The organism is Frateuria sp. GZRR35 (assembly GCF_051900415.1).
GTDB lineage: Bacteria > Pseudomonadota > Gammaproteobacteria > Xanthomonadales > Rhodanobacteraceae > Frateuria_A.
This window is the reverse complement of sequence record NZ_JBHZGL010000010.1, coordinates 15106-30582: the sequence shown is the minus strand read 5'-3', so window position 1 is coordinate 30582 and position 15477 is coordinate 15106. Positions and strand designations below refer to the sequence as shown.

The following is a 15477-nucleotide window of genomic DNA, read 5'->3' as shown; positions in this document are numbered from 1 at the left end:
AGTCGCGCCTGTTTCCTGTTGACGAGAATTGCACTGGTGCCTGCCTACTCTGTTCGGAAGCCCTTTCGCGAGGGCCAGGGAACGGGGATATCCGGTTTTGCCTGCGCATGCAGGTGGTGCCGTGTCAGCGACGGGATAGTTACGTCTGCCGGCATGGCCCGATCAGGACGATGGGACTAGCCACTATGCAGTACTCCCGGATACTTATCGCTTGTCTGACGGCTGCCTGCGTGTCTGCGTTGGCGATCGCCATCCTGTATCGGTTGGCCGGGGCCTGGGGCCTGGTGGACCGCCCGGATGAACGCAAGCATCACGTAGGCCACATCCCCTTGATCGGTGGGCTGGCGGCCTTCCTCGGCGTGCTTGCCGGTGCCGTCGTCGATGGACAGACCCACCTTTTCACCAACGTACTACTCGCCACCGCGGCCGTGCTGGCGTTGGTCGGCGCGCTGGACGACCGCTTCGACCTGAGCGTGCGTGCGAGGCTGCTGGTGCAGACCGCCGCCGTGCTGGCCATGGTCGCGTTCACCGGCGTGCATATCCATACGCTGGGTCACCTGTTCGGACACGAGTTCGAGCTGGGCTTGTTCGGCATCCCGCTGACGGTGGTCGCGGTGATCGGCCTGCTCAACGCCTTCAACATGATGGACGGCATCGACGGCCTGGCCGGCATGCTCGCCCTGGTCAGCATCGCCGCGATCATCCTGTACCAGGGCCAGCCGCAGTGGCCCGGCGTCATCGTGCTGGTGCTGCTGGCCGGCGCGCTGGTGCCCTACCTGGCCGCGAACCTGGGCCTGGTCGGCAAGAAGATCTTCCTCGGCGACGCCGGCAGCATGGTAGTGGGCTACATCCTGGCCTGGACTCTGATCCACCTGAGTCAGAGCGTGCCTGACAACGAGCTTTCCACCATCGACGTACTCTGGTGCGTCGCGCTGCCGGTGCTCGACACGCTGCAGGTGGTGGTGCGCCGTATCCGCGAGGGCAAGAGCCCGTTCAAGCCGGACCGCGGCCACATTCACCACATGATGTTGCGCGCCGGCCTGGGCCCGCGCACCACGCTGGTGGCGCTGGTGATGCTCGCCATCCTGTTTGCGCTGACCGGCATGCTGACCCACTCGCTCGCGCCCGGCAGCAATCTGATCGCCTTCGGCGCATTGACGACGATCTACGTGACGGCAATGGCCCGCCTGTGGCAGAAGCAGCAGTCGGCACCTTCCGTGCCGCGGCCGCGGCCCGCGCTGGAGCCAGCGGAGCTGCCGAGCAACGTCGTGCGCCTGCGCTCGTCGGTCACCCTGCTGTCCTCCTACAGCAAGAACAGCCAGGGCCCCAAGCGCGGTTCGGCCGCCAAATAGGACCTTTCCGCCAGGCGCTTGCGGCACGCCCGACTCGCCCCTCCGGCTCCCCGGCCGGCCCGCATCGAGAAACGCATGCGGGCCGACCCACGCCACAGGCAAGCCCACAGTCCCGCCCCCGCCGCCATGCGACCGGCCGATCCGCCTGCGCACGCATACACCTGCCCTTCCATGACATTGCACGTTGCATCGACTACGCACGCCCAACAATCACGTCATCCCTTATCCATGGAAATCGCCAGAGCGTGAGTTTGACCGTTCACCCGACATCGCAAGACCGCTTGCCGCCCCGGGCTCAGCACCGCGACGGCGGACGACCCGGAGCGGGGAGCGGTCGCGGACACTCCGCCCCGCAGCAGGCAGCACGATGACGCGCAAGCTCAAAGCTTTCAGGGAACAGGTGTCGCCGCTGGTGATGGCGTTGCCCGATTGCGCCTTCTACCAATACAAATACCTGATGACGCACGGCCGGCCCTGCCGCTTCGAGCAACCACGCCGTTTCTCGGAAAAAATCTTCCACCGCATGCGCTACCCCTCGCCGCTGTTCTCCCGGCTGGCGGACAAGGTCGAGGTGCGCGGCTACGTGGCCAACGCGGTGGGCTCGCAGTATCTGGTGCCGGCTTACCTGATCGCCGAGAAAGTCGGCCCGGAAACCTTCGACGCCCTGCCCGGCTGCTTCGTGATGAAGGCCAACCACAGCTTCGGTCAGCTTCGTATTGTGCTGGACAAGCGCGACGAGGACCCGGTGGTGCTGGCGCGTCTGGCCAACCAGTGGATGGCGTCGGAATTCCCGATGCGCATGCGCGAGAAGCATTACCGCTATATCCGCCCGCGCATCATCTTCGAACACGCCCTGCTGACCGATGGCCGGCCGCCGGCCGACTTCAAGTTCAACGTGTTCAACCCCGGCCCGGGACAGAAGCCGTACGTCTTCATCCAGCACATGCAGGGGCGTTTCGAGCACCTGACCCAGGATCTCTACCTTGAGGACTGGCGTCCGGCGCCCTTCCAGCTGCTGCACCAGAAGACCAGCGGCTGCGTCGCCCCCCGCCCCGAAAAGCTCGACGAGATGCTGCATGTCGCGCGCAAGCTGGCCGAGCCGCTGGGCTACATGCGCGTGGACCTCTATCTGCACCAGGGCCGCATCTACGTCGGCGAACTCACGCTCACGCCCGGTGCCGGACGGTACGTGTTCGAGCCGAAGGCGTGGGACGAGGCGCTGGGCGCGAAGTTCGGCTGGCCCGAACCCGGGCCCTACGGAGAAGACGTTCCGCCGAACGGCAGGAACGCCACGGCGCCGGCGACGCATGTCGCCAGCACCCTCGATTGAGGCCACGAGCGACTGGCTCCCCCTTCCCCGAGGGGGAAGAGGGTTCAAGCGCAATTACGCACGGCTCGGACAACGCGAGCAGCCAGCTCCCTCTCCCCTCCGGTGAGAGGGTTGGGGTGAGGGGGCGCACTAGCCTCGGGGCCTGCTCGTCGCAGAAGCTCTGAAGAACTCCCCGCCCGACACCCTTCCTCGCGAGCCCCGGCCCCTCACCCTGCCCTCTCCCCGGAGGGGAGAGGGTTCAAGAGCCAGTACGCGCAGCTCGGACAACGCGAGCAGCCGGCTCCCTCTCCCCGGAGGGGAGAGGGTTCAAGAGCAAAGTACGCACGGCTCGGGCAACGCGAGCAACCGGCTCCCTCTCCCCTCCGGGGAGAGGGTTGGGGTGAGGGGGCGCACTAGCCTCGGGGCCTGCTCGTCGCAGAAGCTCTGAAGAACTCTCGTCCGACACCCTCCCCCGCGAGCCCCGGCCCCTCACCCTGCCCTCTCCCCGAAGGGGAGAGGGTTCAAGAGCAAGTACGCGCAGCTCGGACAACGCGACCAGCCGGCTCCCTCTCCCCGGAGGGAAAGGGTTAAAGAGCACCAGGCGAGTTCGCCCAGCCTGCATGCCCACGAAAAAGCCCCCTCCCGAAACGGGAGGGGGCTTGGAACCGCAGGTCCGGTTGTAGCGGCCACGAGGGACCGCGTTACTGCCCGAGCAGACCGTCGATGATCCGCTGCGCCAGCTCGTCCACGGAGGCACCCATGGTGTCCAGGTGCATCTCCGGGTTTTCCGGACGCTCGTAGGGCGAGTCGATGCCGGTGAAGTTGCGGATCTGTCCGGCCTTCGCCTTCGCGTAGAGACCCTTCGGATCGCGCTGTGCACACACCTCCAGCGGCGTGTCGACGAATACCTCGCGGAACTCGCCGTTCTCGAACAGGCTGCGTGCCATGCCACGCTCGCTGCGGAACGGGCTGATGAACGACACCATCACGATCAGGCCCGCATCGACCATCAGCTTGGACACCTCCGCCACGCGGCGGATGTTCTCCACGCGGTCCTCGTCGGTGAAGCCCAGGTCGCGGTTCAGGCCGTGGCGTACGTTGTCACCGTCGAGCATGTACGTGTGGTAGCCCATCGCGTGCAGGCGCTTCTCCACCACGTTGGCGATGGTCGACTTGCCCGAACCGGACAGGCCGGTGAACCACAGGCAGGCCGGCATCTGGCCCTTGATGCGCGCACGCGCCACGCGATCGACGTCGGTGTGCTGCCAGTGGATGTTGTCGGCGCGGCGCAACGCGAAGTTGAGCGTGCCGGCGGCCACCGTGGCGTTGGTCTGGCGGTCGATCAGGATGAACGCGCCGAGCTCGCGGCAGTCCTCGTAGGACTCGAACGCGATCGCGTGGTCCAGGCTCAGGTTGCAGAAGCCCACCTCGTTGAGCTCCAGGCGCTTGGCGGCACGCTTCTCCTGCGTGTTCACGTCGACCCGGTGCTTGATCTCGGTCACCTGCGCGGTGACCATGCGCGCGCCGATCTTCATCCAGTACGGACGGCCTGGCAGCAACGCTGCCGCGTCCATCCACAACAGGTGCGCGGCGAACTGGTCGGCCACCTGCGGCGGCGAGGAGATCGACGCGATCACGTCGCCGCGGCTGATGTCACGCTCGTCCTCGAGCTGGATCGCCACGGCGTCGCCGGCGGCCGCGCGCGGCAGGTCGCCGTCGGCGGTGACCAGGCGCGCAACCCGCGAGCGCACGCCGCTGGGCAGCGCGACGATCTCGTCGCCGGGCGCGATCGAGCCGGCGACCACCTGGCCCGCGTACCCGCGGAAGTTCTGGTTGGGACGGCACACCCACTGCACCGGCATGCGGAAACCGAGCTTGCTGGTGACCCGCTCGACCTGCACGGTCTCCAGGTGCTCGAGCAGGCTCGGCCCGTTGTACCAGCCCATCACCTGCGAGCGGCTGGACACGTTCTCGCCCGCCAGCGCGGAGAGCGGGATCGCGGTAACGTTCTCGATGCCCATCTGCGCGGCGACCAGGCGGTAGTCGCTCTCGATGCGCTTGAACGTGCTCTGCGCGTAGTCCACCAGGTCCATCTTGTTGACCGCCAGCAGCACATGGCGGATGCCGAGCAGGCTGCAGATGTAGGTGTGGCGGCGCGTCTGCGTCATCAGGCCCTTGCGCGCGTCGACCAGCACGACCGCAAGGTCGGCGGTGGAGGCACCGGTCGCCATGTTGCGCGTGTACTGCTCGTGCCCCGGGCAGTCGGCGACGATGAACTTGCGCTTGTCCGTGCTGAAGAAGCGGTAGGCCACGTCGATGGTGATGCCCTGCTCGCGCTCGGCGGACAGGCCGTCGACCAGCAGCGCGAAATCCAGCGCGCCGTTCTGCGTGCCATGGCGCAGGCTGTCGCCCTCGAGCGCGGCCAACTGGTCGTCGAACAGCAGCTTGGTGTCGTACAGCAGGCGGCCCAGCAGCGTGCTCTTGCCGTCGTCCACGCTGCCGCAGGTGATGAAGCGCAGCAGGCTCTTGGTCTCGTGCCGCTGCAGGTAATCGTTGATCGCGGTGACGGCGTTGTCCGGCGCGGAGTCGGTGATTTGCAGATCCATCAGAAATACCCTTCCTGCTTCTTCTTTTCCATGGAGGCCGAGGCGTCCTGGTCGATGATGCGACCCTGGCGTTCGGACGTACGCGCGATGAGCATTTCCTGGATCACCGCCGGCAGCGTGTCGGCGTCGGACTCGATCGCCGCGGTGAGCGGGTAGCAGCCGAGCGTGCGGAAGCGCACCTTGCGCATCTGCGGCACTTCGCCCGGCTCCAGCGGCATGCGGTCGTCGTCGACCATGATCAGCTGGCCGTCGCGCTCGACCGTCGGGCGCTCTTTCGCCAGATACAGCGAGGGCACCTCGATGTTCTCGCGGTAGATGTAGAGCCAGATGTCGAGCTCCGTCCAGTTGGACAGCGGGAACACGCGCACGCTCTCGCCCTTGTGGATGCGCGTGTTGTAGAGGCTCCACAGCTCCGGGCGCTGGCTCTTCGGATCCCAGCGGTGCTGCGCGTTGCGGAAGGAGAACACGCGCTCCTTGGCGCGGGATTTCTCCTCGTCGCGGCGCGCGCCGCCGATGGCCGCGTCGAACTTGTACTTGTCCAGCGCCTGCTTAAGCGCCTGGGTCTTCATGATGTCGGTGTGCACGCTGGCGCCGTGGCTAAACGGGTTCACGCCCTGCGCCACGCCTTCCTGGTTGGTGTGCACGATCAGCCGGCAGCCGGTTTCCTTCGCGCGGCGGTCGCGGAAAGCGATCATCTCGCGGAACTTCCAGGTGGTGTCCACATGCATCATCGGGATCGGCGGCGGCGCCGGATAGAACGCCTTCTGCAGCAAGTGCAACAGCACCGAGGAGTCCTTGCCGACCGAGTACAGCATCACCGGGTTGGCGAACTCGGCCGCCACCTCGCGCATGATGTGGATGGCCTCGGCCTCCAGCCGCTTCAGGTGCGAGGAAGCGGCAAGGCGCTGGAGATCGGTATCCCGCGCGGGTTCGTTGCGCGGGGCGGCGTGGTCTTGGGGCGTGGCGGCCAGGGTCATGGGCAGTCCTGTTGCAGTGGGGCGCCAAGAAGGCAACCGTGACGTTGCATCTTGGACAAGCGTTTGTGAAAGAAATCGGTAGCTTTGCGTTATGCGATTCCGGAACAAGGGGCCGTCTGGACATCGCCGGAAAGGGGCCCACTTCACTGCCGGCATACGCCTGTAGAACAAACGCCGGCGGGCTGGGCAATTCTTTCAACGCAAGCGTCGAAGCGCTGTCAGAAGGGCGTGCCGGCGAGATGAAACGGAGGTCGCCGGAACATGGTCCGTTGGCGCGCCGTGGCGCCATCGGCGGCGCCGTCGGGATGACCCGCGCGTGAACGCGCCCCGCTATACAGGCGCGGTCGCGCGCCGGTCGCACGCCCCGGCCCCCGGGGCGAGGTAGCCGAATTTCTCCACGATCAGCTTTTCGCGCTCGGCGACCAGCGCCTCGGTCGCCGCGTCGTAATAGAACTGCGCGCCGTGTTTCTTCGAGGACGTATTGGTCTTCGGGCGCGTGCGGATTTCCTCGACCGTGGCCGGCGGTACGGCGATGTCGGCGCGCGCCAGGGCATCGAGCAGGTCCGATTCCAGCCGCTCGTTGCGGATGAACCCATCGATGAAACAGTGACGGCCTTCGTGAGCCGCCAATTGTTCCGGCGTCACGATCGATTTCAGCGCGCCGAGCCCGCCCTCGCGGCAGGTGAACAGTTTCATGTAGCGCCAGGTCAGCAGGCCGGCGACGCGGCTGGCCGGCCATTTCCAGTAGCCCTCGCCGACGTCGGGCCAGTAGGTGGCGTCGTGCAGCATGTGCAGCCACTGCCGGAACGCACCCGGGTCGTTGGCGTCGCGGTAGGTCCGCCGCCATTCCTCCGCGTGCCGGTTTGGGCGGCTCTGCAGGAACTCGGCCAGCGTCTGCATCGGGTGTTTTTTCCAGCCGCGGCCGCGGCCGCGCCAACCGTCGGTGGTGACGTTGTAGAAGACGGTGCCCTTGCAGTCGCAGCCGTAGGCCCAGTGCGAGACGTACCAGTCCCACGGGTTGCGGATCGAGCCCAGGAAGAAGCGGTCGCCGGTGAACAGGTGCGATCCGGCCTGGTTGTGCTTGTCGATGAGCTCGCCGCCAACGATCTCCTTGAGAAGCTTGCGGATGTGGGTGCATCCGGTCTTCTGCAGCTCCACGAAAACGATCCTGTCGGAAACAAACATATCGGCTCCATCGTTGGCTGTTGCCCGCGGGCGGCGGCATCCGTGCATGGCGGTCGGTGCATCACGGCGACGTGCCACGAAACGCCGGGACGGTGCCATCGCGTTTGTCGTAGGTGGGTGAATCGGCGGTGTGATGCGCCGTGGCGGGCAAGCGAGGTCAGCAGTTCACCGCTCTACGACAGAAGCGATGGCAACGTCGCCGCTACGGCGGTCGCCTACACCTGCGCGATGCGCTGCCGGCCAGGAGGCACGCCCGCGCATTGGCGCGCAGGCGAGCCTTCTGGCCGGCGCGGCGCGTCTGACCAAGAAACCGGGAGTAACTATGTTCGTTTCCGACAGGATCGTCTTTCTCGAATTGCAGAAGACCGGATGCACCCACATCCGCAACCTGCTCAAGGAGATCGTCGGCGGCCGGCTGGTGATGCGCCATAACCAGGCCCCCGAGGAGGTGTTTGCCGGTGACCGCTTCTTCCTGGGCTCGGTGCGCGATCCATGGGACTGGCACGTGTCGCTCTGGGCCTACTGTTGCGACGGGCGGGGCGATCTTTACAGCAACCTCAGCACGCCCGGCATCCGCCTGCGCGACCACGGCTGGAAGCGGGACTTCTTCTCCGTGCTGCGCCTGGTGATGAGCATGCGGCCGAACTGGCATACCAGGGAGTGGCAGCGCACGTTCCGCGACATCAACGACCCGGGCGCCTTCCGCGAATGGGTACGCATGCTGCACGACCCGGGCTACTGGCGCGATATCGGCGAAGGTTACTGGCGCTTTCCGGTCAACCGCTTCGCGGGTCTGCTGACCTGGCGCTACATGCGCCTGTTCACCTGCCACAAGAACCAGTTCGGCACGCTGCGGGCCGTGACCACCCCCGAGCAGTTGATCGAGCACGAACGGCAGCACTGCTTCGTCGACCGGTTCATCCGCAACGAGCACCTGGAGGCCGACCTGCTGGAAGCGCTGCGGGCCGCGAACGTCGAGGTGCCCAAACAGAAGGCCGCCGAGTTGATGGAGCGGCCCAAGACCAATACCTCATCAAAGAAGCGCGGCCCGGGCTATTACTACGACGAGCAGACCGAAAAGCTCGTTGGCGACCGCGACCGGTTCATCGTGGAGAAGTTCGGGTATCTCGCCCCGAGTGCCCGGGCCGCTTGCGACCAGGCGCAACGCGCGCGGCAGGCGATCTGAAGCTGCGTCGAACAGACGATTTCGGTTGCGTCCGTCGGGTCTCCCGGGACCTGCGCCACCCAATACACAGATGATGTTCCCTCCGGCGACCCAACCCATCGCCGTCCCGGAGGCACTCACCGGCAGGCATGCGCCGTGACGGGTTCGGGGCCTTGAAGTAGAGTCGGCCCGCTGTCCGGGCCGTGGTTCAGGCACCCGGTCAGGCGCGTCGTCGGATGGCACCAGAACCCGCCTTGCGTACCGTCTCCGAACGGGTTGTCGGAAGGACAGGAAGAGAGAGCGTCATGAAGATCCTCGCGCCCAAGAAGGCGATCAAGCGCCTTTTCAATTCGCTTCCGGACGCTGGGTTCTACCAGTACAAGTCCCTGCAGGTACATGGGCGGTTCTGCAATTTCCGGAACCCCAAGCGTTTCTCCGAGAAGATCTTCTACCGGATGCGCTATCCGGTGCCCGTGTTCACCACGCTGGCCGACAAGGTCGCCGCGCGCGACTACGTCGCCCGCACGGTAGGTGCGGACTATGTGGTGCCGGCGTACCTGTCCTGCGACACGGTGACGCCTGCGACCTTCGACAACCTGCCCGCCGCGTTCGTGATGAAGACGAGCAACGGCTTCGGGCAGGTGAAGATCGTCCGCGACATGCGCAAGGAAGACCCCGCACAGCTGGCCGCGCTGGCCAACGGCTGGCTTGCCGCCGGCGCCGCCTCGCGCAGCCGGGAAAAGCATTACCTGTCGATCCCGCCGAAGATCCTCTTCGAGAAGGCGCTGCTGGAAGGCAACGACGCGCCGGACGACTACAAGTTCAACGTGTTCAACGCACCAGGGCGCGAGCCGTTCGTGTTCATCCAGCACATGCACGGCCGCTTCCGCGATCTCGAACAGCAGCTGTACCTGGAGGACTGGTCGCCGGCGCCCTTCGAGATGGACCTGCCGCTGCTTCGGCCCAGCACCGGCACCACCGAGAAGCCCGAGGCGCTGCCGGAGATGCTGGCACTGGCGAAGAAGCTTGCCCGGCCGTTCGGCTACTTGCGCGTGGACTTCTACGTGCACCAGGGCAAGGTCTACGTCGGCGAGCTGACCGTTACCCCGGGCGCCGGTACCTACGTGTTCACGCCCAAAGCCTGGGACCTCTCGCTGGGCGAGCGCTTCGGCTGGCCCGAGCACCCCACCGAAGCCTGAGGAGTCGACGGTGTCCGTAGGAGCCCGCTTGCGCGGCGATGCTTGTGGCGGTCGCGAAGAACCATCGCCCGCAAGCGTGCCTCGACGGCAAGGCATGACCCGCATGTAAAAAACGCCCCGGCCGGGGCGTTTTGGGTATCGGTACGGTTGATTACCGGTCGTCAGGCCAGATGCACGCCCATATGCGCGAGCTGTGCCTTGCCCTTCTTCAGCAGCTTCGCGACCAGTGCGCGATCACCCGCCTTGTTGGCGTGCGGGAACGGCATGGCGGGCATCGGCTTGCCCAGGAACGGTGCGAGCTTTTCCCAACCGTCGCCCTTGGCCAATTCCATCACCAGCAGGTCGTCCGGACGATCGCGGAAGTAGTCCTGCACCTCGCTATTGTGCGTCTCGTAGCGGCGGACGTAGACCTCCTCGTTGCCTTGCGGGCAGCCGTGGGTGTCGCCGTAGATCCACTTGCGCATGGCTGTCTCGCGCTCGCCGAAGTGCTTGAGCTGGCTGCGCAGCCACGACTCGGTACTGCGCATGGTCAGCACGAACTTGCTGCCCGGGTAGCGCAAGTCCAGCTCCTTGTAGAGGATCGGCCACGGGTTGTCCTGGAACGCGTCGTACTTCTCGACCAGCTCCCAGGCCATCGGGCGGACCTTGGTGGCGATGTCCGGATCCCGCACGCCATTGGGCCCGGTCACCCGGTAGCCGAGCACCTGCAGCGCCTCGGCGAGGCTGGTGGTTCCGGTCTTGTGGAAGCCGATGCAGAAAACTTTGGCCGTCACCTTGGATCTCCTTGTGTGCGGTATCGGGTACGCGCATGGTTTGCAGGCGACGGCTACGTTTTTGCGCATCGTTGCCTTGTTGTTCGCCGGGGCCCCGGCAGCTCCGTGGCCCCTGGCCGCAGCGCAGCAGACGTTGCCATCCGGGCCGTCGCAAACGGGTGAACGGTCGGGCTCCCTGCCCCGCCCGACGGCTGTCAGGCATAGCCGAACCTGGCCATGTGCGCGCCGCAGGTGCGCTCGATGACCGAGAGGTTGCGCTTGCCGAAAAAGGCTTCCGTGGAAAGCGAACGCTGGCCGTGATGGCCCGCCCGCCGGGCCAGCCTCGCGTCGACGTCGGCCCGAAGCTCGAGGCCCAGCAGGTCGGCGAGGTCGGCGATGAAGGCGGCGCGGTCCTCCAGGAAATCCTCGTAGCGCACCAGGTGCACCGGCGTGCCCGCGGCGAAGTACGCGTCGACACCCCGCACCCATCGCTGGGCCAGCCGGCCGATATAGTTCGCCCGCCCGTCCAGGCCCAGTCCCCGGCCGTCCAGGATCGTGCGCCAGCCGCCTTCGCGGGCGAGCGTACGATTCTCGGCCGGCCCCAGGTGATCGAGGTCGCCGCGCATGTGCAGCCGGTCCAGGATGCCGCGGATGTTTTCCCGTGGATCGCGCACGATGAAAACTTGCGGCGACTCGGGAAACACCTGCTGCAGCTCGCGGTAGAGGAAGGCAAAATCGGGATCTTTCACGATGCGCGCGGAGAAGTACGCCGGATACCGACGCACGAAGGCATCGAGCTTGAGGTTTCCTTCCAGCACGTCCGGCAACAGGTAGCCGTCACCGTCGCTGCGCAGCACGCGCCAGAAGGGATCGTTGCTGATCGACAGGCCGGTCGCTTCGGCCAGCAGCGCCGCGATGGCGGTGGTGCCCGACTTGGGGCTGCCGCCGAAGATCACCGGACGGGGAAACACCGCGGCCGTGCGATGCCGGCAGAAGCGGAATGCGCCCGATGCCGCCTGGCGCAGCGGACGCGACGCGCGAAACCAAGTTCCCTGCATGGTGTCCTCCTGCTCGACCGGGCAATCTCATGCCCGCCGCATTTTCAGCGCTTGCGCGAGCGCAACTCCTCCAGCACCGACATGAGGTCGCGCACGTGCGCGCGCCCGGATGCATTGGCCAGCCACGCTCCGAGGTACAGGCCGCCATAGATCAACGCATCCAGGAACACCCAGCGCACCGGCCACTCGGTCATCGTGTGCTGCAGACCCCACAGGATGGCCGCTACGCCGATAGACGTGGCCGCCGGTCGCGCCAGCGTCTTGGCCGTGGTCCACAGGTCGACCGGCGTGCCGCGATAGGCGTTGTGCAACGAGGGAACCACCAGCAGCACGCGGGTGGCGCTGAAGGAGACGGCGATGCCGAAGGCGCCCCACGGCAGGCCGATGAAGAACGCCGCCAGCGTCACCGGCGTGGCGATGCCCTGCCAGAACAACCGGCGATCGGTGCGCCCCAGCGACGTGTAGACCCAGTTGCCGGCGATGTTGAAGGTGCCGATGAACGCGGCCACGCCGAGCGCCTGGAACAACGGCACCGTGGGCAGCCACTTCGGCCCCAATGCGATTTGGATGACCGAGCGCGCATCCACCCACAGGAAACACACGATCGGCATGCCGACGAACACGATCGCGCCCAGCGCGCGGTAATAGAACCGGCAGAAGCGCTTGGGCTGGTGCTGCAACCGGCTCAACGCCGGCAACATCACCGAGGACAGCGGCGCGTTGATCTGCTGGATCGGCAACAGCAGCAGGCGATAGGCCAGCGTGTAGAAACCCAGTGCCGCATCGGAGATGTAGCGGCCGATGAGGACGTTGTCGACGTTGCGGTTGGCGAAGTTGAGGATGCTCGACGCGCTCTGGTTGGCGCCGAGCTTGACCATCGGGCGCACGCCGCTGCGGCGGCGAGGTAGTCCGGGCACCCAGCGGCAGAAGCCGTAGAGCATCACCAGCGTGACCAGCGCCATGGTGTATTGCTGGATGACGAAGGACCAGTAGCCGGCGCCCATCGACGCGGCGATCACCGCGGCGACGAAGCCCGACAACAGCGCCAGCAGGTCACCGCTCACCTTCTGCATGAAGCGCATCTGTCGCTGCAGCAGTGCGCGGTGCTGCACGCCCAGGCTGCTGATCAGCACCACGCCGGCCATGGCCAGGCCGATCGCCAGCACGCGCGGGTCCTTGTAGAACCACGCCATCGCCGGACTGAGCGCAGCGACCAGCGCCGCCGCCGTGAGCCCCAGCAACGCATTGAGCCAGAACAGCGTGCTGACCTGGCCGTGGTTGATCTGCGCCTGCTGCACGGTTGCCAGCGACAGCCCACCGGTCTGGATGGTGGTGATGAAGCCGGTCAGTGCGATGGTCTTGCCGTAGACGCCGAAGTCCTCCGGTAACAGCAGCCGCGCCAGCAACGCCATACCGCCGACCTGCAGCAGCAGCCGCGCCGCCTGACTGGAAATGGTCACCGCCGCGCCCCGCACGCTGCGCTTGCGAAGGTCCTGGTGCAGGTGGTCCGTTTCAAACAGGATGCGGTGGGCGGCGCTTGCGTGCGTGTCGGTCATCGGCGGATCGGAGGCGGGCTCGACCGTGGGTCGGGGCCGCGAACGTTGGAGGGGTTGGCGTGAACCGGCCGTATAGCGGCGGTCCGGGCACGAAGGGTCGCCGCTGCGGCGCATGGGGACGTCCTATCGCTGCGCGATGCGCCGGTATACCGAACTGGTGCTGGCCTTGACGCGCGAGGCGATGCGGGTGCCCAGGAAAGAAGCCAGCAACGCGCTGCGGGCGTTGTAGCCACGGTTGTGGAAGCCGAACGCGCGCGCCTTGGCGCTCCATCGCGCACCCGATGCACTGTCGCCGTAGGCGTAGGCGACCCAGGCCGTCTTGCAGCAAAGGCGGCCCAGCGCGAGCCGTTCGTCCTGCCCGCGGCCGCTGGACAGGCGCGAGCGCACCCAGCCCTCGATCTGCTCGAACACCACGTCGGCGGCGTACATCACGTCCTTGATCTGCGCCTTGGTGACGCGGTGGGGCGAGTTGTGCTGCCAGTACACGCCATTGCCCTGGCCGGAGATGGCCACCTTCAGACCGCGGATCAGCGCGCGGATCATCAGCTCGCCATCCTGGTCCTTGCGCAGCCGTTCGTCCCAGGCGCCGATCGCGCGGATCGCGTCGGTGCGCCAGGCGATGCAGCAGGGCGGGAAGAACGCGTGCATCACCCAGTGGAAGATGCGCTCGCCGTTGTCCAGCGCCGGCGGCTGGCGCAGCATGCCGCGCTCGCGCCCCTCGCCGTCGTACACCCACGGACCGATCGCCACGTCCGCGCGCTCGCGTTCGAGCGCGTCGACCAGGCCGGCAAGCAGGCCGTTCTCCACGTAGTCGTCCGAATCCAGGAACATCACGTAGTCGGTGTCCACCTGGGCCAGCCCCAGGTTGCGCGCACGCGGCGCGCCGCCGTTCTGCTGCAGCGAGAACAGCCGCGCCCCGGTGGCCTGGACGACCTTGCCGGTACCGTCGAGCACGCCGTCCTCGACCACGATGATGTTGTGCTCGGCGACACCCTCGGCGATCGCCGAACGGATCGTGCGCTCGACCCAGCGCTCGGAACGGTAGGCAGGCACCACCACGCTGAGGTTCATGCATCCCCCTGGCCTGTTGCCGTGCTTGTGGTCGATCGGATCCATCTAGCCAAGCCCTTCACGTCGTTCGGATTGCAGGCCGTACCGCGCTTTCGCAAGCGGCAGGCTCGGCGCCTTTCGGACGTCCCCGCGAGGGCGTCCGCGCGACCTGTTCGCCGCTCCGATGATTGAGGTTTTGCCGTGAAATAGTCGTTCAAGAAGCGCAAGCATGAGCAAAGCCCTGACGTACCTCAGGCTGAGCCCTCTCCCCTGCGGGAGAAGCCCAGCTCGCGGGGAACCGGTTGCCCTAAAAAAGGGAGGGATCTGAGAAGCCACGGTCCGTTGGGCGCCTTCCGCGAGCGCGCCCCTCACCCGGGCGCTCTCCCCGGAGGAGAGAGGAATCCAATGTCCGCGGCGGTTCGGCGGGTGTCGTTCAGCGTTCCCTTCGCCCTGAAGGAGCAAGCCACGCGTGAGGTTCAGTAGTGATAACCCAGCAAGCGCATTTCGTCGCCGAAGGTCCGGTCGACCCAGTCGCGCTCTTCCTCGCCCAGCACCTCGCGGTAGCTGCGGGCGTCGCTGCGCTTCCTCACCTTGGTCTGGGGCAGCTCGAGCGGTTCGGGCAGCCCGATGATCTTGCGTACCTCTTCGAGTTCCTCGTTGATCGACTCGAAGCGACAGATGCGGTCGACCGCCACCCTGCCGCCCAGCGTGTACACCTCGTATCCGCGCTTCTTGAGCATCAACGCCCGCGGCGTACGGATGAATCGGGACAACGGCAACTGGGACGATGCCGAGCGGTGCGCCCAGTGGTAGTACGAGATCAGGCGGTCGTAGGGATTGCGCTCGAAGCAGAACTTGAAATAGCTGTTCCACACCTCCGGGCCCACGAAATCGCGTACTTCCCGACCGGTCATGTGGTTGTAGAACCGGGAGCGGCGCTTGCCCTTGAACACCCGTTCCACGACGTCGCGAAGCCCGTACTCGTACCACGGGGCCAGGTGATGTTGCGGCCCGCGGTAGCCCAGCGCCTGGCGGACTTCTTCATCGACCGGCGAGATGGGCGTGATGATGTCGTCCGGACCGCAGAACTTCGACAGCGCGATCTCGATGGACGTGCCGGCGGTCTTGTTGGTCTTGAGGAAGATGAACTTGTGCTTGTGCGAAACGATCATGGCAGTCTTCCTTACTCGCCCGCGGAGAGGGATGCCGCGCCGTGCAGTGTCCTGCGGGCGGGCGGCAAGCCCCGACCATTCTTTCGACGGAAACGT

Annotated in this window: 12 protein-coding genes; 4 read left to right on the top strand and 8 right to left on the bottom strand. The window is 66.3% G+C overall.

Going from position 1 to position 15477, the window contains the following annotated elements:
* Positions 1–230 precede the first annotated feature (230 nt).
* Together ACFWZ3_RS12345 and ACFWZ3_RS12340 are read left to right on the top strand one after the other, a co-directional pair.
* Positions 231–1352 (top strand): undecaprenyl/decaprenyl-phosphate alpha-N-acetylglucosaminyl 1-phosphate transferase, encoded by a 1122-nt coding sequence (locus tag ACFWZ3_RS12345; RefSeq protein WP_439708021.1) that lies wholly within the window; start codon positions 231–233, stop codon positions 1350–1352.
* A 367-nt stretch (positions 1353–1719) separates the two neighbouring features.
* A complete protein-coding gene (locus ACFWZ3_RS12340; protein ID WP_439708020.1) occupies positions 1720–2682 on the top strand; it encodes an ATP-grasp fold amidoligase family protein in 963 nt (320 codons plus the stop codon).
* 680 nt (positions 2683–3362) lie between these two features.
* On the opposite strand, the gene cysN is transcribed toward ACFWZ3_RS12340, so the two are convergent.
* The 3 genes from cysN to ACFWZ3_RS12325 form a co-directional block, all read right to left on the bottom strand.
* Positions 3363–5267: a sulfate adenylyltransferase subunit CysN gene (cysN, locus tag ACFWZ3_RS12335; RefSeq protein ID WP_439708019.1), complete on the bottom strand. Its 1905-nt coding sequence runs from the start codon at positions 5265–5267 to the stop codon at positions 3363–3365.
* The gene (cysD, locus tag ACFWZ3_RS12330; protein ID WP_439708018.1) at positions 5267–6244 is read right to left on the bottom strand and encodes a sulfate adenylyltransferase subunit CysD; all 978 of its coding nucleotides are present in this window, start codon (positions 6242–6244) and stop codon (positions 5267–5269) included. Before cysD ends, cysN begins: the two co-directional genes overlap by 1 nt.
* A gap of 330 nt (positions 6245–6574) precedes the next feature.
* Positions 6575–7429 (bottom strand): hypothetical protein, encoded by an 855-nt coding sequence (locus ACFWZ3_RS12325; RefSeq protein WP_439708017.1) that lies wholly within the window; start codon positions 7427–7429, stop codon positions 6575–6577.
* 322 nt (positions 7430–7751) lie between these two features.
* On the opposite strand from ACFWZ3_RS12325, the gene ACFWZ3_RS12320 reads away from it, so the two are divergent.
* A complete protein-coding gene (locus ACFWZ3_RS12320) occupies positions 7752–8615 on the top strand; it encodes a hypothetical protein (RefSeq protein WP_439708016.1) in 864 nt (287 codons plus the stop codon).
* Positions 8616–8899: 284 nt separating this feature from the next.
* On the top strand, positions 8900–9793 hold the full coding sequence (locus tag ACFWZ3_RS12315) for an ATP-grasp fold amidoligase family protein (RefSeq protein WP_439708015.1): 894 nt from the start codon (positions 8900–8902) through the stop codon (positions 9791–9793).
* 161 nt (positions 9794–9954) lie between these two features.
* Here ACFWZ3_RS12315 and ACFWZ3_RS12310 read toward each other — a convergent pair whose 3' ends face one another.
* The 5 genes from ACFWZ3_RS12310 to ACFWZ3_RS12290 form a co-directional block, all read right to left on the bottom strand.
* Complete coding sequence (locus ACFWZ3_RS12310; RefSeq protein ID WP_439708014.1) at positions 9955–10566, bottom strand: sulfotransferase family protein; 612 nt, start codon at positions 10564–10566, stop codon at positions 9955–9957.
* A 194-nt stretch (positions 10567–10760) separates the two neighbouring features.
* Entirely contained in the window at positions 10761–11603 is an 843-nt protein-coding gene (locus tag ACFWZ3_RS12305) for a hypothetical protein (RefSeq protein WP_439708013.1), read from the bottom strand.
* A 44-nt stretch (positions 11604–11647) separates the two neighbouring features.
* On the bottom strand, positions 11648–13159 hold the full coding sequence (locus tag ACFWZ3_RS12300) for a lipopolysaccharide biosynthesis protein (RefSeq protein WP_439708012.1): 1512 nt from the start codon (positions 13157–13159) through the stop codon (positions 11648–11650).
* Between the two features lie 123 nt (positions 13160–13282).
* Entirely contained in the window at positions 13283–14230 is a 948-nt protein-coding gene (locus ACFWZ3_RS12295) for a glycosyltransferase family 2 protein (RefSeq protein WP_439708011.1), read from the bottom strand.
* A gap of 455 nt (positions 14231–14685) precedes the next feature.
* The gene (locus tag ACFWZ3_RS12290; protein ID WP_439708010.1) at positions 14686–15381 is read right to left on the bottom strand and encodes a sulfotransferase family 2 domain-containing protein; all 696 of its coding nucleotides are present in this window, start codon (positions 15379–15381) and stop codon (positions 14686–14688) included.
* Positions 15382–15477: the final 96 nt, after the last annotated feature.